The organism is Aquimarina sediminis (assembly GCF_002895435.1).
In the GTDB taxonomy this organism is placed as follows: domain Bacteria; phylum Bacteroidota; class Bacteroidia; order Flavobacteriales; family Flavobacteriaceae; genus Aquimarina; species Aquimarina sediminis.
The window spans coordinates 18531-36683 of sequence record NZ_POYJ01000011.1 but is presented as its reverse complement, the minus strand read 5'-3'; the positions used below and the strand labels follow the sequence as shown (position 1 = coordinate 36683).

The following is an 18153-nucleotide window of genomic DNA, read 5'->3' as shown; positions in this document are numbered from 1 at the left end:
AAAACTCCTTTTTCTTCAATCGGTGTTTTCTCTTATAGATTAAATACTTGCGTAATCGGTGTAGCCTACTTCCCCAGGAGTGTAGAAAGTATCCATTGTTGGTTGGGTCAGTGTGATGTTGTTTTTTAGTTTCGTGACAAGGTTTGGATTTGATATATAAGGTCTTCCTATGTAAGCCAGATCACTTCCCTTATCCAATATTGCTTGCGCTTCCTTTTCAGTATTTATATTGCCGCCCGTAATTATTGTTCCTTTAAAAATTTCCTTAATTGTTGTAACGATATCCGTTGGGAAATCTGGAGCACCCATACCGCGATGATCTACTATATGAATATAAGCTATGTTAAGTTTGGCTAACTCAGCTGCTAGATAGCTATACATTTCTATCAGGTCATCATATTCACCTTGCATATCATTAAAAACGCCATAAGGAGAAATTCGTACACCAACTCTGTTTGCGCCAATAGCGTCAATAGTTTTTTGTGTTAATTCTAATAAAAATCGAGTCCTGTTTTTGTAAGAGCCTCCATATTCGTCTTTACGAACATTAGAAGCGGGATTTAGAAACTGGTCCAAAAGGTAGCCATTTGCGCTATGAAGCTCCACACCATCGATTCCCGCTGCTACGAGATTAGTTGCCGATTCTATATACTCCTTTTGAGTGTTTTGTATTTCATCTTTGGACATAGCTTCAGGAATGACGTAAGGCTGAAGACCAGCTGTGTCAGTGTAGATTTCTCCGCTTAATTGAATGCTTGATGGAGCAATAACCTTGGCTCCTTCAGGTAGGTTTGGAGCTGCTGAAGCTCTGCCGCAGTGCATTAACTGTACAAAGATTTTACTGTCTTTATTGTGTACTTTTGAAGCAATATTTTTCCATCCTTCAATTTGAGTATCTGTAAAAGCCCCAGGAATTCTCGCGTATCCTAATCCGTTGGGCGACGGAGAGGTTCCTTCGGTGATAATCAAACCAGCATCAGATCGTTGTTCATAATATAATGCCATCATATCGTTTGGAGTATTTTTGATAGCTCTACTACGAGTCATAGGGGCCATTACAATATGATTTTTTAATGTGATTGAGCCTAAAGAATATGGTTGAAAAACTTTCATTTTATATGTTTTATGTATTAAAAGTTTTTAAAAGTAATTATTAATAGTTTCTAAAAGAAACATTTGTATTTTTGTACACTAAAAAAATGGTAACCTCTATGTAACTAATGGGGTTATTTAACGAAAAGTTAAGAGTTATGGCTAGGAAGTTAATTCACAACCCAAATCATTGTCCAATGATTCATGCGATGAATGTTATAGGAAATAAGTGGGCACCTATTATTATTTATGTTTTGGGAGATCGTAAGTTTAGGTTTGGCCAATTGGTTGTTTTTGTAGAAGGTATTAGTAGGAAGGTTTTGACAGAGCAACTCAAAGAATTAGAATTAAAAGAGGTGGTGAAACGCGAATCATTTGCAGAGATACCCCCAAGGGTTGAATATTCTCTAACCGAAAGAGGAAAGGAGTTATTACCTATATTAAGTCAATTATGTGTTTGGGGATCAGGAATTAATACTAGCTCGGAAAAAGAAAAAGTTGTAGAGGTAGAAAAGAGTATTTAATCAGTAGATGATTTTTTTATGCAGAAAAACTTATTGCAGTAGTAGTAACTGTAGTTGTGTAATAATATGCAATTGGTATTTTATGAAGTTACTAACGTAACTTACTCAATTGTGTTTATTCGCATTTCTACAAGATGTTTTTCAAAACCAGCTTTTTCATAGGCTCTTATTGCTCTAGGGTTTTTATCATATACTGTAAGTCTGATTTCTTCTATTTCTTTGGTTTTAAACCAATCAATCAGGTTTTGGAGAATTTTTTGACTTATTCCTTTGCCTCTAAAATCTTCTTTTACATATATAAAACCAATGTAACCTAGCTGTTTTTGTTTAAAATAATCTTTACAATCTCTTATTTGTCCATATCCACTTCCAACAGTTTCTCCGTCAACTTCTGCAACGACAACTTGGGTGTGATGAGCAGTTATGTAGGCTCCTATGTCATAATAGTTTATTTTTCCTGTTTTTAGTGTAGGATCCATAGGTCTTTCTGTCTCGATAATTTTTTGTTCAAATTCGAGTAGCGTAGGTAAATCTTCTATTTTGGCAGGTCGGATAATCATGATTGTTTAAAGTAGATTTTTTGTTTTTGGGAAAAAGATACGCTTATTATTTAATGTTACCAATCTGGAGTTTTAGAGAGAGGTTTGTAATCTTCTGTCCAGTTCTTTTCTCCTACTGCTTTTAAGCCTAATTTGGCAATCCAGTATGGTAATTTACTGAGTTTTTCACGCTTTTGGTTGCGAATTCTTGTCCAATCAATGCGATTGATTCTGTTTTTAGAAAAACTTGATGCTATAGTGCTCCATTCATAGTTTTTTAAAGAGTTAGCTAAAACCAAAGCGTCTTCAAGTGCTAGTGCTCCACCTTGAGCCATAAAAGGAGGCATCGCATGAGCGGCATCACCTATTAAAACCACTCTTCCATTTCCCATTACAGGGATATTGTCTAGTTCTTCGAGATCATTCCAATAAGCGTTGTCTGGAGACCAATTAGTAAGGATTTCCGGAATTGGAGAGGCAAATTTTTTAAAAGGATCCATATATTCATTTTTGCTGAATGTTTTAAAACCTTTTGCTTTTCTGTTTACGTAGCAGTATGCCCAGTTGTTATCCGTAGGAATGATAAGAAATTGCCCTGCAGAACTTATATATAGACTCCAGGCATTGATGTTTTTTGGTTTTTTAATCATAAAGCGACATACCTGGGCGGTTACTTTTCTTATAGAAATATCCCCCAAGATTAATTTTCGGGTTTTAGAATGTAGGCCATCTGCACCAATTACTAAGTCGTATTTTTCTTTGGCACCATTCGATAATTCTACGTTGACAAAATCAGTGTTGGTGTTTAAGCTGTTAATTGTGGTGTTAGGTAAGATGTCAAGGTTGCTTATTTGGTTGAAAAGGATTTCATGAAGTGTATTTCTCTTAATACCCAAACAAGGTTTTTCTCTTCCCCAAATTTTTTCTAGGTCGAGATCTAATATCATTTCTGACTTGGCATTCATGATATGGCGGGAACTTATGATAAAACCTTTCTCTCTGGCAATATTGCCTAGTCCAAGTTTATCTAGAGCGACGACTCCATTAGAGGGTAGATAGAGTCCTGTTCCTGATATTTGCCACTTGGGTTGTTTTTCTATTAATTTTATATTGTGCCCTTGATCATGAAGTAATTTGGCAATGGTAAGTCCGGCAATTCCTCCTCCAACAATTAGTATGTTCTTCATTTTGGTTGATGTGTGAGTTTGAGTGAAATTAAATGTTTATTCGATACAAGGTATAACCTATTCTATTCATAAAAAAAAGCGCCTAATCGGCGCTTCTTTTTTATGAATAGGTTATCTTGATTACTCTCCTAAGAAAGGGTATCTGTAATCTGACGGAGAAACAAACGTTTCTTTAATCATACGAGGAGATACCCAACGTAATAAGTTAAGGTAAGAACCTGCTTTATCATTAGTTCCAGAAGCTCTGGCTCCACCAAAAGGTTGTTGCCCAACTACTGCACCAGTACATTTGTCATTGATATAAAAGTTACCTGCACAGTTTTCTAATGCTTTGGTAGCCTCAGCTGCAGCATATCGATCTGTAGAGAAAATAGCACCAGTAAGAGCATATTCACTTGTTCCGTCAACTAGCTTTAGTGTTTCAGCCCATTGGTTGTCTTCATATACGTATATAGTTACTACAGGACCAAATAATTCTGTGCACATTGTAGTATATTTTGGATCTTTTGTTACTACCACAGTTGGCTCAATAAAATATCCTTTAGACTTGTCATATCCTCCACCAGCTATGATTTCTGCGTCAGAGTCATTTTTTACCTGATCAATATATTTAGCCAGTTTGTCAAAAGACCCTTCATGGATAACAGCAGTAATAAAATTACTCATATCCTCAGGGGATCCCATTTTAAAAGATTTAACATCTTCTTTGAGGTATTTCTCTACATCTGCCCACAGGCTTTTTGGGATATAAGCTCTTGAAGCAGCACTACATTTTTGTCCTTGAAACTCAAATGCCCCACGAGAGATTCCTGTAGCAACCTGTTTGGCATTAGCACTTGGATGTGCCATGATGAAATCTTTACCACCAGTCTCTCCAACAATTCTTGGGTATGTCTTATAATTATGAATGTTAGTTCCGATTTTTGCCCATATATCTTTAAACACATGAGTACTTCCTGTAAAGTGAATACCTGCAAAATCTGGACTTGCTAATACAGTATCTGTGATCATTACAGGATCTCCATACACTACATTAATAACCCCATCAGGGACTCCAGCTTCTTTGAAAATATCAACAATTACTTTGGCAGAATATATTTGGCTATCACTTGGTTTCCAAACGACAGTATTTCCCATTAGCGCAGCACTTGCAGGTAGATTCCCAGCAATTGCTGTAAAGTTAAATGGAGTTATAGCGTATACAAAACCTTCTAATGGACGATACTCTAATCTGTTCCAAGCTCCGGAAGTAGAGTCCGGCTGATCTTCATAAATCTGAGTCATAAACTCTACATTAAAGCGTAAGAAATCTATAAACTCACATGCCGCATCAATTTCTGCCTGAAAAATATTTTTGGATTGCGCTAGCATGGTAGCAGCATTAATCTTTGCACGGTATGGACCTGCTATTAATTCTGCAGCTCTCAAAAACACAGCAGCACGTTGTTCCCATGCTAAATCAGCCCATTGTTTACGCGCTTCAAGCGCAGTGTCAATCGCTTTTTGAATGTGTTGTTTTTCGGCTTTGTGGTACGTTCCTAAGATGTGTTGGTGATCGTGAGGAGGTGCCATTGTAGCTGTGTCTCCAGTTCTAATCTCTTCGCCATTAATATATAAAGGTACGTCTACAGTAGCGTTGTACATTGCTGCATATGCCGCTAGAACTTCTTCTCTCTCGGGTGTGCCAGGAGCATAAGACTTTACCGGCTCATTTAATGCAGTAGGAACTTGAAAAAAACCTTTTCCCATGATGTAATGTGTTAGTTTAAATTAGTAAGATGTATTTTGTTTGTCATTCTTGGGAGCAAAGATAGAAAATAATATAGCCTAAAATCTATTTTAACCTTTTATACCTCAAAAATATTCCAAATAACATATTCTGTTCTTTTGGAGCTTTGTTTTTTCTGTTTTTTTTGGACAGTTTTTGAACAAATGTTTATTATTTTACAAACAATCACTTTGCTGTTTGATATAGGTAAAAATGTAGAGTATGTATTTTTTTTTGTAAGTTGTAGCATATTTAGCCGACCCAAAATTTATGTGTACAGTTACAATAATCCCAACTCAAAAAAATAATTTTATACTAACCTCTAATCGCGATGAGGCAGTAAATCGAAAAACATTAACTCCCGAATTTTATCAGGTAAACAACACTAGGATGTTATTTCCTAAAGATGCCGTAGCAGGTGGTACTTGGATTGGTGTTAGTGATAAGAATACGATGATTTGCTTGCTCAATGGAGGGTTTGAGATCCATGAGAGATCTGGAGCTTATAGGCAAAGTAGAGGTGTGGTAGTTAAAGATTTACTGGAAGCAGAGCATTTGGAAAAGGCTATTATGTCGTATAATTATAAAGGTATTGAACCTTTTACTATTGTAGCAGCAAATTGGAAATCTAATCTTGTATTCTATGAATTAGTTTGGGATGGGGAACAAAGATATATCAGAGATTTAGAAAAAAAGACACATATATGGTCTTCGTCTACTTTGTATAATAGAAAAATGAAAGATATGCGTAAAGAATGGTTTGCTGCGTATGAAAATCAAAATGTACTAACTTCGGATTCACTATTAAATTTTCATAAAAATGCTGGAATTGGAGACAAGGATGTTGATCTCCAAATTGACAGAGGATTTTTGAAGACAAGGAGTATTACTCAAGTAGTTAAAAATGAAGAGGCGCTTTCTATGCGTTATGAAAATCTGCAAAGCAAAGAAGTAAGTACAGTTGTTTTTGAAGCAATAACTGTTTAAAATCTATTTTTAAATTAAAGAATAAATTGAATTACACAGGTAAAATAATTTCACTTGCTTTTCCTGATACATTTGTAAAACATTCTGATGAGTCTTCAACCAAAGTACTTTTGGCATTAGGATTAGGAAAGGATGATTATATTAAAGCGGGGCATGCAGCTTTTGTGCTAATTGAAAATAAAACTGGGCAGGCAGAGTACTTTGATTTTGGAAGATATATTACTCCACAAGGTTACGGTAGGGTACGAAGTGCAGTTACTGATGTTGAGCTGGAAATTCCGTTTAAAGCTAGGCTAACCCCAGAAGGGAAGCTTGATAATACTAAAGAATTTTTGCTTTGGCTTGAGGCAAATCCTCATAAAACTCATGGCGATGGGAGATTAGTGGCTTCAGTATGTGACTATATTTATTATGAAAAAGCCAAAAATTTTGTTTTGTCTGTTCAGCAAAAAGGGAGTATTTTGTATAAAGCCTTTGGTAAAGAGGGAAGCAACTGCTCTCGTATTGTTACAGATACTATTTTGGCAAGTACTGATCATTCTAAAATTAGAAAACCTTTATTGAGAAACAAGTTATTTACCCCAAGCCCTTTGGGTAATGTAGAAAAAGCATCGTTAGATAATCCGATTTATCAGATTTATAAGGGAGAGCTAAAAATGTATCCAGGATCTATTTTTAAAGAGAATTTAACTAATTATTTTGATAAAAACATTCCCGAAGTGAAGCACAAGACCTTTATAAAACCAAAGGTTTTTTTAAAAGACACTCATTTTCTTTCTGGTATTGGTAGCAGCGCATTTTTTTCGTTAAAGAAGTCATTAGAAAAGAATATGTATGAGATTAGAAGATATACAGAATATGGAGAGGAGGATTTCAAGGGGCTTTTTGTGGTAAAAGACGTTAGTTTTGATGAAGCAAAAGAATATTCTTTTGTCTATGATTCAAATTGTAACTATTGCCATGTAGAGCAAGAGGGTAAAAAGATTAGATTTGAACAGGTAAAAAGAATTTTTTAATTAAGAGCAAAAGGAGCACTTAATTTAAATCCTGGTATCATTACTTTAAACTTTCGCGTAGAGGTGAAATTAACCATGTTGTAGTGTCCTTTCATAGCTCCAAAAGGAGAGCTTAGTAAGCATCCGCTATTGTAAGTATGTGATTCTCCGGGCTTTAGAACAGGTTTCTTTCCGATTACACCTTCACCTTCTACTATTTCAGTATTGTTTAAGGCGTCTTTGATCTCCCAAAAACGAGAGGTGAGTTGCACTGAATCTTTGCTTTGATTCTCAATAGTGATGCGGTAACCAAAGGCAAAGTGAATCTTGTAATTCTTATAGAACGTACCTTCAAAGGTGGTATCCACCGAAATTTTTATGCCTCTGGTAATTTGCTGTACCATATCAAAATATAAAGACCGACCCTACAATAGTTAATATAGAGCCAATGCCTGCTAAGATAAAAAATAATATATTCACTAACAGAAATTTAACAATAGTTTTTCCTCTTCTTTGATTATAAAATTTTCGCATGGCCTTATATAGGTAAAATAAAAAGACAAGCATTGCAATCCAAAGTGTGCTACTTATGTTGGTGATTTTGGTAATCAAAATAGAAAAACCTATTACAATAAAGAACATGGTTTGAGTATGAAATGTGAATACAAGGTGCTCCATGTAATTAAAAGACCTTCTAGCATATAAGAGCCAAATACTTAAAGCAAAAAATGGAAGGAAGAAGAATATGATAAGGGGTAGTTTGTTGAATATAAACTCAAAAAATTCTTGACCGTAGTTTTCTTCTATTGATTTGGTTTTTAAAACTCTATGATAGACATATTTGTTGAATTGATTTCTATCATGTTTTAGTTCTGATAGGGCTCTATAGGTAGATGTTTCTTTTGTTTTGTCATAATAATCATTATACATAGACCATAATTTATAGCCTCTGTTGAAGAAGCTAATACTGTCTATTTGTTCTTGCGAATAATAAGGGACTTCTTCAGGTTCGGTTTCTTCGTCATTCAACATGGGGAGTCCTTCTATTTTTAGGATTCCATTGCTAATTGCTTCTTTGTCAGATGCAGGAATTCCTTTAGTAGTCAATATTTGATTGCTGATTTTTTGCTTTAGCGAATCATCCATTGCAATGTTTTCTTTGATCGCACTAACGGCATCTTTTCCAACATTGACTTGACCTTCAATTTCTGTTCTGAAACCATCAAAATCAATGAATAAACCATTAATGATAAAAAAGATAATAGAAACACTAAGGTAGAACCGAAAAGGATTAGCATACTTTATTCTCTTACCTTGTATATATTCTTTAGAGATTTTTCCAGGTTTAAAAAGTAATGCTACAATGGTGTGTCTTAAACGAGAATCATAAGAAAATATACTGGCAAAAAATTCATTAAAAAAATCTTTAAGAGATAGCCTTTTATTGGTGTTAATTTGACCACAATGATGACAATATCGATCAATAAGATCTAATGGAACCCCGCAATTAAGGCATTCATTGCCTCTGTATTCTTTTAAGAATCTCCCCGTTTCTTTCATTGTTATTGGCTGATGATGTTTTCTAAAGAGGCTAAAAGTAATAGTATTTTATTACAATCTAAAAAATGGAGATAATATTCCTAGTTCGTAATGGTGGAAGAGTTTCCTTTTCCCATTCCTATGGCTCTGTCATATCTTGCTCCCGGAGCTCTGTAGTACGGTATTACTGTATATTCATTTTCTGTTTCATCAAAATTACCGCTAATGAATCCTGGGTCAATAGTGCCATCTGGTCTTAAAAGAACATATTTATAGTTGTAAAACCCTTGTTTAAAAAGCCTTTTTGTGTAGTATAGTCCATTTTCCTTGTTGTAGTGTAGGAGGGTGGAGTCGTCTAGAGTATAGTTGTTAAAGTTGCCGTATAGATGAATTTCTCCTCCTTCTAAAGGCTCGTAGCACTCTAATAAAAAATGCATCCAAACATAATCAGCTTCAACATCATTACTTTCAGCGTTTAGATTGCGAATAACAAAATTGCCATTTATATCAGGGTTGTACGTGTATCTTCGGTTTGCTCTCACTACATTAGGATATAGGTAGTTGTGATAAATATCCTTGAGTTCAGTGCTTCGAATACTTACGTTAGAGGCTCTAATATCTTTACTGTCAAAAGATAAAAACTCATTTCCTCCCCAAAAGCCAGATTCCTGATCGTATTTGTATATTAGACTATTTGCGATTGTATATTGAGGGACAAGATTTGTGATAGCATTCTTTATGTCATTATTTTGTATCACCAGAGTCTTGACAGTTTGTTTAGGGTTTCTTAGGATTTCATTAGGGGAATTTATCTCAAATTGAACAGATTGTTTAGAGTCAATATAATCTAAGTTTCTGGATCTTTTTGCGTATACCTTAATTGAAGAGAGCGGTTCATAAACTATAAATCTTCTTGAGAATACAACAGTATCATCATCGTTGTAAATCTCAATTTTGTAGTTTCCACTTACCTTAAGCCTTTTTGTATCTTCATTAGGTATTTTTAGCCTATAATGACTATACATTTGTAGTGTGTTAAAAGAATTTTCATAATCGACAATTCTAATCTCATCAAAGCCATCTAGGTATTCGTTTTTGTATAAAGAAGAAGGTGTCCAGTCAAAATTATAATGACTTATTCTATAATAATAGTCAGATTCATCACCAATAATATCATCGAAAGTTATTTTAAAATGCTCTCCTAGTTTTAGAATAGGTATTCCAGAGAATTCAGCGTCAGAATGTAGTTGGATTGTCTTGATGTAATCAACGGCTTCATCTGTAGTGGATTGGGTAAAGCATATTTGAGAAATAGCAATAAAAAATACAAATGATATCTGTTGTAGCTGTCTTGACATTATGTGAAAATTATCAGGTGTAAATATAGGTAAAATGAATTTATATTGGATTTTTAAGTATATTTTAATGAATTGTGCAAAAAGTAGAAGTTTTTAACAGATTTTGGTAATAGCTTGATTTGTTTTTTGACTTTATAATTTTAGTGCGGCTTTCTTATTTAGAAAGAATATAAATAAAAATCTTATAACAAAACCAGCTTTCACTTACGTGTTTTAATTAGTAAATTTGCACGATTTTTTTAGTTAATTAACATAGACTACAAATATGTCAAAAGACATTCGTATCAGAAAAGGCTTAGACATTAAGCTTGTTGGCAAAGCAGAAAAAGTTACTGCAAACGCTACCAAAAGTAATGTATACGCAATTAAGCCTGACGATTTTCACGGTATAGTACCAAAAGTTATCGCAAAACAAGGTACAGAAGTTAAAGCCGGCGAACCACTTTTTCACTCTAAATCTAATGAAAAAATGCTTTTTCCATCTCCTGTTAGTGGAGAGATAGTGGAAATTGTACGTGGTGCCAAAAGAAAGATTTTAGCTTTCAAAATACTTGGAGATAAAGAGCAAAAATATGCAGACTTTGGCGCAAAGGATGTAAACGCAATGAGCCGTGATGAAATAAAAGTTCATCTTTTGTCATCTGGTTGTTGGCCCTTTATTAAACAACGCCCTTATGATGTAATTGCTAATCCTGATGTAGCTCCAAAAGCTATTTTTGTTTCAGGGTATACAACTGCTCCTTTGGCAGCCGATAGTGATTATGTGTTAGAGGGAAAAGAAAATGAACTTCAGGCTGCAGTTACTGCTTTAAGCAAGTTGACAGAAGGAGAAGTGCATGTTTCTGTTGGTAAAAAAGGGAGTTCACCTCTGTCTGGCTTGAACAATATTACAACTCATACTGTTTCAGGACCGCATCCGGCAGGAAATGTGAGTGTGCAAATTGCAAAAATTAATCCTATTAATAAAGGGGAAGTAGTCTGGGTAGTAACTCCGCAAGACCTAGTGGTTATCGGAGAATTGCTGCTGACTGGGAAATTTAATGCAGAAAGAACAGTAGCTCTGGCGGGCTCTTCTGTTAAAAACCCGAAGTATTTTAAAACTAAGATAGGTGCAGAAGTATCATCTGTGGTCTATGATTCTGGAGTTAAAGACGAAGGAAATATTAGAGTAATTAGTGGAGATGTGCTTACAGGTCAAAATGTAAAACCAGATGGTCACTTGGGATATTATCATAATACAATAACGGTTATTCCTGAAGGAGATGATTATGAATTATTTGGGTGGAATAAACCAATTTTTAATAAGATCTCTCCATCTAGAGCACTTACCTTCTCATGGTTATTGCCAAACAAGAAATATGATCTTAATACCAATACAAATGGAGAACACAGAGCTTTTGTAGTAACCGGAAGCTATGAAGATGTTTTTCCTTTTGATATTTATCCATTGCAATTGTTAAAAGCATGTGCAGTAAATGATCTGGATGCTATGGAGCAATTAGGGATGTATGAGGTGGCTCCGGAAGATTTTGCTCTTACAGAGTTTATATGTGTTTCTAAACAACCACATCAACAGATTATAAGAGAAGGGTTAGACCTAATGTTAAAAGAAATAGGATAGTGCTATGGGATTAAAAGATAAATTACATAAACTAAAGCTAAAATATAAAGACAAAAAGATGGCTCCTGCATTTAATGCAATCCATACGTTTTTGTATTTACCTAATGAAACGACACATTCTGGAGCTCATGTTCGTGCTGCAGATGATTTAAAGCGTACTATGAACACTGTAATCATGGCTTTGGTGCCATGTTTGATTTTCGGAATGTTCAATGCAGGGTATCAACATCATTTGGCAGCAGGAGAAATCAAAGCTGTAACCGATGGCTTTTTTAGTTCAGGATTCTGGTCTCTTGATAATTTTAAGGTTGGACTATGGAAAGTGTTGCCATTGGTAATTGTTTCCTATGGAGTAGGATTAGCTGTAGAGATTTTATTTGCAGTAATTAAAAAACACGAAGTAGAAGAAGGATACTTGGTAACAGGAATGTTAGTGCCATTAATTGTACCGATAGATACTCCATTATGGATGTTGGCTGTAGCAGTTATTTTTGGTGTGGTGATTGGTAAAGAAGTATTTGGTGGTACAGGAATGAATATTCTTAACCCAGCCCTAACTATAAGAGCATTTTTATTCTTTGCATATCCTACTTGGATGTCTGGAGATAAGGTATGGGTGCATGGCGCTGTAGAAAGAGCAAATGAAATTGCTGGTGGAGCACAGTTGGATGCCATGTCAGGAGAAACTGTTTTAGGAAGTTTAGCACAAGGAAAAGAGCTTACATATTCTGTTTCAGATATGTTTTTAGGATTTATCCCTGGTTCTGTAGGAGAGACATCTGCTGTATTAATTTTATTGGCTGGGCTATTCCTAATTTTTACAAAAATCGGAAGTTGGAGAATAATGCTAAGTGCAGTATTAGGAGCTTTAGCAATGGGACTAATTTTTAATGGAGTTGTAAATGCAGGTTGGATTAGTGAAGGAAGTAAGTTTTATAGTTTGATGAGCACAGAGTTCTGGCATCATTTAATTATTGGAGGTTTTGCTTTTGGAGTTGTATTTATGGCAACAGATCCTGTTACAGCATCACAAACCAATAAAGGGAAGTGGTATTATGGATTTTTGATTGGATTTATCTCAATATTGATTAGAGTATTTAATCCTGCATACCCAGAAGGAGTAATGCTTGCAATTCTATTAATGAATGTATTTGCTCCAACAATTGATCATTATGTGGTTCAAGGAAATATTAAGAAGAGAATGAAACGTTTAAAACTAAAAACGACGTAAATCATGGCAATTAATACAGATAAGAATTCGTATACAATAATATTTGCCGTGGCAATGGTGGTAGTTGTTGGCTCATTGTTGGCATTTACAGCATCTTCATTGAAAGGTAGAATTGATGCGAATAAGCGTACAGAGAAGCAGCAAAATATTTTATTTGCGATGGGAGTAACTGATGTTGAAGATCCTAATGAATTTGTGCCTGCAGAAAAAGCTCAAGAATTGTTTGATAAGTATGTTGGTGATGAGCAGTATATCATTACAGGAAACACAGCAGAGAAAACGGCTGATGCTTTTGGTATAGAAGTGAAAAAGGAAAATGACAAGGTAAAACAAGATGCTAATTACGTTAGAAAATTACCATTGTTTATTGGTAATAAAGATGGAGAAGAGTTCTACGTAGTACCTATGAGAGGAAATGGTTTATGGGATGCGATTTGGGGATATGTTTCTTTAGACAAGGAATTTAAAACTGTGAAAGGAGCATTTTTTGACCATAAAGGAGAAACACCTGGATTGGGAGCAAATATTAAAGAAGCATATTTTAGAGACGATTTTATAGGAGAAAGTATATTAGACGGATCAGGAAACTATAAAGGTATTACCGTTAAAAAAGGAAATGCAGATCCTAAAAATGTAGATAAAAGTGATAATGAGGTAGATGCTATGGCTGGAGCAACCATTACTGGTGATGGTGTAACAGCAATGGTAAAGAAAGGAATAAAAATGTATCAACCTTATTTCGAAACTTTAAAAAAATAACAGATGGCTGAAGTAACAGAAGAAAAAGTTAAAGCAAAAGAGCCTAAAGAACCTTTGTTTTCTAAGAAAAATAAGAAACTATTATCAGATCCGCTAGCAGATAATAATCCAATTACTATCCAAGTATTAGGTATTTGTTCTGCATTAGCAATAACAGCACAATTAAAGCCATCTATCGTTATGGCGATTTCTGTAATTTTTGTTTTAGGAATAGGAAATGTGGTGATTTCTCTAATGAGAAATATCATCCCTTCTAAAATTAGAATTATTGTTCAGTTGGTAGTAGTAGCGGCTTTAGTAATTGTAGTTGATCAAGTATTAAAAGCCTTTGCTTATACATTAAGTAAAGAACTTTCTGTATTTATCGGATTGATTATTACCAATTGTATTATCATGGGACGTTTTGAAGCTTTTGCTTTGGGTAATGGTCCGTGGAAATCATTTCTTGATGGCGTTGGTAATGCAGCTGGATATGGAGTTCTATTGATTATTGTAGCTTTCTTTAGAGAATTATTAGGATCAGGAACATTATTTGGAGCGAAAGTATTAGGAGATCCAATTGAAAAAACTGGACTATATGCTTTAGGCTATGAAAATAATGGTTTTATGGTATTAGCCCCTATGGCATTAATTACTGTGGGTATCATTATCTGGATCCAAAGAAGTAAAAATAAAGCATTAATAGAAGATCACTAGAGAGTTCACAGTTGATATTAGATAGTTGACAGTATTAAAACTATCAACGATCAACCATCGACTAAAAACTGATAAAAAATGGAATATTTAGAATTATTTTTAAAATCAATCTTCATAGATAATATGGTATTTGCATTCTTTTTAGGAATGTGTTCATACCTGGCAGTATCCAAAAAAGTATCTACTGCCGTAGGACTTGGAGCTGCAGTAATATTTGTTTTAGCAATTACAGTACCATTAAACTTCTTATTGGATAAATATATCCTTAGAGAAGGGGCTTTGGTATGGTTAGGACCAGAATATGCAGACTATGATTTAAGCTTCTTAACCTTTATATTATTTATTGCAACCATAGCAACTATGGTTCAACTGGTAGAAATTATAGTAGAAAAATTTTCGCCATCACTATATAACTCTTTAGGGATATTTTTGCCTTTGATAGCGGTAAACTGTGCGATTCTTGGTGGATCTTTATTTATGCAACAAAAAGAATTTGCAACAATATCTCATGCGGCTGTGTATGGTATAGGATCGGGGATAGGATGGTTTTTAGCAATTCTGGCAATTGCAGCGATTCGCGAAAAAATCAGATATTCTAATGTGCCAGCGCCTTTAAGAGGGTTAGGGATTACATTTATCCTTACTGGGCTAATGGCAATTGGTTTTATGAGTTTTGGAGGAATGTTAACAGGAGGAGATGAAGAAGAGGTAAAAGAAACCAAAGCAGCTCAAATAGAAAATGAAGAGACTACAAAAGAAGTAGCCGAAAATACTAACGTTATAATACTTAAATAATATGATATTTTTAGCATCTACCGCTGGAACAATAGCGATAACCATTATTTCGTTTTTGGTGCTGATTCTTGTTTTAGTAGGAATCCTAATATTTGCAAAAGATAAATTACTGCCATCTGGACCTGTAAAGATCAAAATTAATGGCGAAAAAGAAATTGAAGTTGCTTCTGGAGGTACGTTATTGTCTACTTTAGGGAATCAAAAAATATTTTTACCATCAGCCTGTGGAGGTGGTGGTACTTGTATCCAATGTGAGTGTCACGTATTAGAAGGAGGAGGAGAAGCATTGCCAACAGAAACCCCTCATTTCTCCCGTAAAGAATTGCAACATGGAGCTCGTTTGGCGTGTCAGGTAAAGGTAAAGCAAGACATGAATATCGAGATTCCAGAAGAAGTATTTGGGATTAAGAAATGGGAAGCAGAAGTAGTACGTAACTATAATGTAGCCTCTTTTATAAAAGAATTCGTAGTTCGAATTCCTGAAGATATGGGTTATAAAGCTGGAGGGTACATACAGATTGAAATTCCTCAATGTGAGATTAAGTATGCAGATATTGATATAACTGCACACCCAGAAGAACACGAGACTCCTGATAAATTTCAGGCAGAATGGGATAAGTTTGGGCTTTGGCCATTAGTGATGAAAAATACAGAAACAGTAGAGCGAGCCTACTCAATGGCTTCTTATCCTGCTGAAGGAAGAGAGATAATGCTTAATGTTCGTATCGCTACTCCACCATGGGATAGATCCAAAAATGGATGGATGGATGTAAATCCTGGTGTAGCATCATCATATATTTTTGCTCAGAAGCCAGGAGATAAGGTAGTTATTTCTGGACCTTATGGAGAATTCTTTATCAATGATTCTGAGGCAGAAATGCTTTATGTTGGAGGTGGAGCAGGTATGGCTCCAATGCGTTCTCATTTGTATCATTTATTTAAGACTTTAAAAACAGGGCGTAAAGTGACATATTGGTATGGTGGTCGTTCTAAACGAGAATTATTTTATTTAGATCACTTCTACGATTTAGAGAAAAACTTCCCTAATTTTAAGTTTTATCTAGCATTATCAGAACCAATGGAAGAGGATAACTGGAAAGTTAAAAGCGATATTGATGCAGAAGGTGATGGATTTGTTGGGTTTATACATAATTGTGTAATTGATAATTACTTAAACCATCATGAATCTCCAGAAGATATTGAATTATATTTCTGTGGACCACCATTAATGAATAAAGCAGTTCAGAAAATGGGAGAAGATTTTGGTATCCCAGATGAAAACATAAGATTCGATGATTTTGGTGGATAATATTTGATTCAACAGTATTTACACTAAAGATGTAAATATTTCACTATAAACCGGTATAAGTAATTATACCGGTTTTTTTATTTTTGAACCCCTAAGCTTTTTATATAGCGATAAATTATGGATAGATTAAAAAACGAATTTTTATCAGCACTCAGCTCTTTTGTAATCATTATGATCGGTCAGTCTTTGTTTTCGCAAAACATAAAAATAACTAAGGACTCTTTGAATAGTATAGTTGAATTTGATGGTGCTTTTTATAATAAATACACATTAAAGGGGTTAAAAGTTGATACGAGCGAGACTTCTAGTGTTTTACGAAGTAAAAACCAAAATTATTCTGAAAGTAATCTTGTAGATGGTAATGATCATACCGCTTGGGTAGAAGGTCGTTCGGATGCTGGTATAGGAGAAAAAATCAAAATTACTTTTAAAGATAAGAATGCTTTGCCTTATGTAATTAGAATAGTTCCAGGATATTTGAAATCTAAACAAACTTGGTATAGGAATAATAGAGTTGCTAATATTACTATCAGAACTATAGGCGTAGAGATGAATTCAGAATATGTGATTGATGAATGGAAAGGTGTAAGGTTCAGAAAAGATTCTTTATCAAAAGTCCCGATTTCTCCACAATATATTGATATCAGTCAAAACTATATTCAGAATATGGCATATAATGATTTTGTGGCTATCGAATTTGAAATTACAGAAGTTGATAATATTGGAGCACTGTATAATGATACCTGTGTTTCAGAAATAAGTTTTTATGAAATCGATAAGCTCATAAAAGCCTATTCTCCTGAAGAATATGAAAAAGTAAAGAATTAATGCTAAGTATAATTTTATGAAAAGGTATCTGTTAATTCTTGTTGGGGTGATTATTTTACTTTTTATAGTAATCAATACAAAAAAAGGTAAGATGGTTACCAATCACGTAAAAGGAGTTGTAACCAATATGGTTGTTGATCCTAATTATATAAATGCAGTTGGGGATTCAGTATCTACCAGAGTGCTTGTTCCTGAAGGATTTTCTAGAGTAAAGTATAAAGAAAATTCTTTTCAGGAATACCTTCGAAACTATAAACTGAAACCATACGGAAGTAAGATAATAAACTATGACAATAGTGAATACTTTGCTCAAGATTGGCATGACGCAATTTTAGAAGTTCCTGTGCCTGCCAATGGGTTGCAACAGTGTGCAGATGCATTAATGAGAATGAGATCTGAGTATTTATGGGAGCATAATCGAAAGGATAAAATCGGATTTAACTTTACATCAGGGCATTATTGCTCCTGGAAAAAATATGCAGAAGGATATAGACCCAAAATAAAGGGGAATAAGGTTACTTTTCATAAAACTGCGTCACCTGATAATTCAAAACGCAACTTCTATAAATATCTCAATCTTATATATACCTATGCAGGTACGTCATCTATGTTTAGTGAGTTGAAAAAAGTTTCGGTCAAAGATTTACGAATTGGTGATATGTTGGTTAAGCCTGGTTTTCCAGGACATATCGAGATTATTATTGATGAAGTTGTAAATAACACAGGAGACAAGATGTTTCTTTTGGCTCAAGGAAATACACCGGCTCAAAATGTGTGTTTACTCAAAAATTTTGAAGATACTTCGATCTCTCCCTGGTATAAATTTGATGAAACCCAGCCCGTCTATACGCCTAGTTATTATTTTGATAAAGCGCTGTTTATAAGGTTTAAATAATCGAACATTCTTAATTCTGATTTTATCATT

18 protein-coding genes are annotated in these 18153 nt (G+C 34.5%); 11 read left to right on the top strand and 7 right to left on the bottom strand.

Annotated elements, in window-relative coordinates:
• Nucleotides 1-39 precede the first annotated feature (39 nt).
• Nucleotides 40-1113: an alkene reductase gene (locus C1X07_RS19465; RefSeq protein ID WP_103071711.1), complete on the bottom strand. Its 1074-nt coding sequence runs from the start codon at nucleotides 1111-1113 to the stop codon at nucleotides 40-42.
• Between the two features lie 137 nt (nucleotides 1114-1250).
• Here C1X07_RS19465 and C1X07_RS19460 point away from each other — a divergent pair, with 137 nt between their 5' ends.
• Nucleotides 1251-1616: a winged helix-turn-helix transcriptional regulator gene (locus C1X07_RS19460; RefSeq protein ID WP_103071837.1), complete on the top strand. Its 366-nt coding sequence runs from the start codon at nucleotides 1251-1253 to the stop codon at nucleotides 1614-1616.
• A 101-nt stretch (nucleotides 1617-1717) separates the two neighbouring features.
• Here the strand turns inward: C1X07_RS19460 and C1X07_RS19455 are convergent, their stop codons facing one another.
• The 3 genes from C1X07_RS19455 to pruA all read right to left on the bottom strand — a co-directional run bounded on the left by C1X07_RS19455 (nucleotide 1718) and on the right by pruA (nucleotide 5091).
• Nucleotides 1718-2176 carry a GNAT family N-acetyltransferase gene (locus C1X07_RS19455; RefSeq protein WP_103071710.1) on the bottom strand — a complete coding sequence of 153 codons (459 nt, stop codon included), beginning with the start codon at nucleotides 2174-2176 and terminating at the stop codon, nucleotides 1718-1720.
• A 56-nt stretch (nucleotides 2177-2232) separates the two neighbouring features.
• Entirely contained in the window at nucleotides 2233-3342 is a 1110-nt protein-coding gene (locus tag C1X07_RS19450; RefSeq protein ID WP_103071709.1) for an FAD-dependent monooxygenase, read from the bottom strand.
• 120 nt (nucleotides 3343-3462) lie between these two features.
• Nucleotides 3463-5091, bottom strand: a complete 1629-nt coding sequence (gene pruA / locus C1X07_RS19445) for an L-glutamate gamma-semialdehyde dehydrogenase (RefSeq protein ID WP_103071708.1) — start codon at nucleotides 5089-5091, stop codon at nucleotides 3463-3465.
• Nucleotides 5092-5380: 289 nt separating this feature from the next.
• Between pruA and C1X07_RS19440 the strand changes: the two genes are divergently transcribed.
• Complete coding sequence (locus tag C1X07_RS19440; RefSeq protein ID WP_103071707.1) at nucleotides 5381-6097, top strand: NRDE family protein; 717 nt, start codon at nucleotides 5381-5383, stop codon at nucleotides 6095-6097.
• Between the two features lie 26 nt (nucleotides 6098-6123).
• Nucleotides 6124-7113: a DUF6695 family protein gene (locus tag C1X07_RS19435; protein WP_103071706.1), complete on the top strand. Its 990-nt coding sequence runs from the start codon at nucleotides 6124-6126 to the stop codon at nucleotides 7111-7113.
• On the opposite strand, the gene apaG is transcribed toward C1X07_RS19435, so the two are convergent.
• From apaG to C1X07_RS19420, 3 genes are all read right to left on the bottom strand, one after another.
• Nucleotides 7110-7496, bottom strand: a complete 387-nt coding sequence (apaG, locus tag C1X07_RS19430) for a Co2+/Mg2+ efflux protein ApaG (RefSeq protein WP_025664977.1) — start codon at nucleotides 7494-7496, stop codon at nucleotides 7110-7112. The two genes, C1X07_RS19435 and apaG, sit on opposite strands and share 4 nt — an antisense overlap.
• A 1-nt stretch (nucleotide 7497) precedes the next feature.
• Nucleotides 7498-8652, bottom strand: a complete 1155-nt coding sequence (locus C1X07_RS19425) for a DUF3667 domain-containing protein (protein ID WP_103071705.1) — start codon at nucleotides 8650-8652, stop codon at nucleotides 7498-7500.
• A gap of 80 nt (nucleotides 8653-8732) precedes the next feature.
• Nucleotides 8733-9989 (bottom strand): type IX secretion system plug protein, encoded by a 1257-nt coding sequence (locus tag C1X07_RS19420; RefSeq protein ID WP_103071704.1) that lies wholly within the window; start codon nucleotides 9987-9989, stop codon nucleotides 8733-8735.
• 265 nt (nucleotides 9990-10254) lie between these two features.
• Between C1X07_RS19420 and C1X07_RS19415 the strand changes: the two genes are divergently transcribed.
• The 8 genes from C1X07_RS19415 (at nucleotide 10255) to C1X07_RS19380 (ending at nucleotide 18123) form a co-directional block, all read left to right on the top strand.
• Complete coding sequence (locus C1X07_RS19415) at nucleotides 10255-11610, top strand: Na(+)-translocating NADH-quinone reductase subunit A (protein ID WP_103071703.1); 1356 nt, start codon at nucleotides 10255-10257, stop codon at nucleotides 11608-11610.
• A gap of 4 nt (nucleotides 11611-11614) precedes the next feature.
• Entirely contained in the window at nucleotides 11615-12841 is a 1227-nt protein-coding gene (locus C1X07_RS19410) for an NADH:ubiquinone reductase (Na(+)-transporting) subunit B (RefSeq protein WP_103071702.1), read from the top strand.
• A gap of 3 nt (nucleotides 12842-12844) precedes the next feature.
• Nucleotides 12845-13600: a Na(+)-translocating NADH-quinone reductase subunit C gene (locus C1X07_RS19405; protein WP_103071701.1), complete on the top strand. Its 756-nt coding sequence runs from the start codon at nucleotides 12845-12847 to the stop codon at nucleotides 13598-13600.
• A gap of 3 nt (nucleotides 13601-13603) precedes the next feature.
• Complete coding sequence (locus tag C1X07_RS19400; RefSeq protein ID WP_103071700.1) at nucleotides 13604-14296, top strand: NADH:ubiquinone reductase (Na(+)-transporting) subunit D; 693 nt, start codon at nucleotides 13604-13606, stop codon at nucleotides 14294-14296.
• Nucleotides 14297-14374: 78 nt separating this feature from the next.
• The gene (gene nqrE, locus C1X07_RS19395; RefSeq protein ID WP_103071699.1) at nucleotides 14375-15091 is read left to right on the top strand and encodes an NADH:ubiquinone reductase (Na(+)-transporting) subunit E; all 717 of its coding nucleotides are present in this window, start codon (nucleotides 14375-14377) and stop codon (nucleotides 15089-15091) included.
• 1 nt (nucleotide 15092) lies between these two features.
• Nucleotides 15093-16400 (top strand): NADH:ubiquinone reductase (Na(+)-transporting) subunit F, encoded by a 1308-nt coding sequence (gene nqrF, locus C1X07_RS19390; RefSeq protein ID WP_103071698.1) that lies wholly within the window; start codon nucleotides 15093-15095, stop codon nucleotides 16398-16400.
• Between the two features lie 117 nt (nucleotides 16401-16517).
• A complete protein-coding gene (locus C1X07_RS19385) occupies nucleotides 16518-17228 on the top strand; it encodes an NADase-type glycan-binding domain-containing protein (RefSeq protein WP_103071697.1) in 711 nt (236 codons plus the stop codon).
• A 91-nt stretch (nucleotides 17229-17319) separates the two neighbouring features.
• Nucleotides 17320-18123: a DUF4846 domain-containing protein gene (locus C1X07_RS19380; RefSeq protein WP_241507294.1), complete on the top strand. Its 804-nt coding sequence runs from the start codon at nucleotides 17320-17322 to the stop codon at nucleotides 18121-18123.
• Nucleotides 18124-18153 lie beyond the last annotated feature (30 nt).

Excerpts from the sequence above, each read along its gene's own strand:
- C1X07_RS19465 (WP_103071711.1), bottom strand. The coding sequence starts at position 1,113 with ATGAAAGTTTTTCAACCATATTCTTTAGGCTCAATCACATTAAAAAAT.
- C1X07_RS19460 (WP_103071837.1), top strand. The coding sequence starts at position 1,251 with ATGGCTAGGAAGTTAATTCACAACCCAAATCATTGTCCAATGATTCAT.
- C1X07_RS19455 (WP_103071710.1), bottom strand. The coding sequence starts at position 2,176 with ATGATTATCCGACCTGCCAAAATAGAAGATTTACCTACGCTACTCGAA.
- C1X07_RS19450 (WP_103071709.1), bottom strand. The coding sequence starts at position 3,342 with ATGAAGAACATACTAATTGTTGGAGGAGGAATTGCCGGACTTACCATT.
- pruA (WP_103071708.1), bottom strand. The coding sequence starts at position 5,091 with ATGGGAAAAGGTTTTTTTCAAGTTCCTACTGCATTAAATGAGCCGGTA.
- C1X07_RS19440 (WP_103071707.1), top strand. The coding sequence starts at position 5,381 with ATGTGTACAGTTACAATAATCCCAACTCAAAAAAATAATTTTATACTA.
- apaG (WP_025664977.1), bottom strand. The coding sequence starts at position 7,496 with ATGGTACAGCAAATTACCAGAGGCATAAAAATTTCGGTGGATACCACC.
- C1X07_RS19425 (WP_103071705.1), bottom strand. The coding sequence starts at position 8,652 with ATGAAAGAAACGGGGAGATTCTTAAAAGAATACAGAGGCAATGAATGC.
- C1X07_RS19420 (WP_103071704.1), bottom strand. The coding sequence starts at position 9,989 with ATGTCAAGACAGCTACAACAGATATCATTTGTATTTTTTATTGCTATT.
- C1X07_RS19415 (WP_103071703.1), top strand. The coding sequence starts at position 10,255 with ATGTCAAAAGACATTCGTATCAGAAAAGGCTTAGACATTAAGCTTGTT.
- C1X07_RS19410 (WP_103071702.1), top strand. The coding sequence starts at position 11,615 with ATGGGATTAAAAGATAAATTACATAAACTAAAGCTAAAATATAAAGAC.
- C1X07_RS19405 (WP_103071701.1), top strand. The coding sequence starts at position 12,845 with ATGGCAATTAATACAGATAAGAATTCGTATACAATAATATTTGCCGTG.
- C1X07_RS19400 (WP_103071700.1), top strand. The coding sequence starts at position 13,604 with ATGGCTGAAGTAACAGAAGAAAAAGTTAAAGCAAAAGAGCCTAAAGAA.
- nqrE (WP_103071699.1), top strand. The coding sequence starts at position 14,375 with ATGGAATATTTAGAATTATTTTTAAAATCAATCTTCATAGATAATATG.
- nqrF (WP_103071698.1), top strand. The coding sequence starts at position 15,093 with ATGATATTTTTAGCATCTACCGCTGGAACAATAGCGATAACCATTATT.
- C1X07_RS19385 (WP_103071697.1), top strand. The coding sequence starts at position 16,518 with ATGGATAGATTAAAAAACGAATTTTTATCAGCACTCAGCTCTTTTGTA.
- C1X07_RS19380 (WP_241507294.1), top strand. The coding sequence starts at position 17,320 with ATGGTTACCAATCACGTAAAAGGAGTTGTAACCAATATGGTTGTTGAT.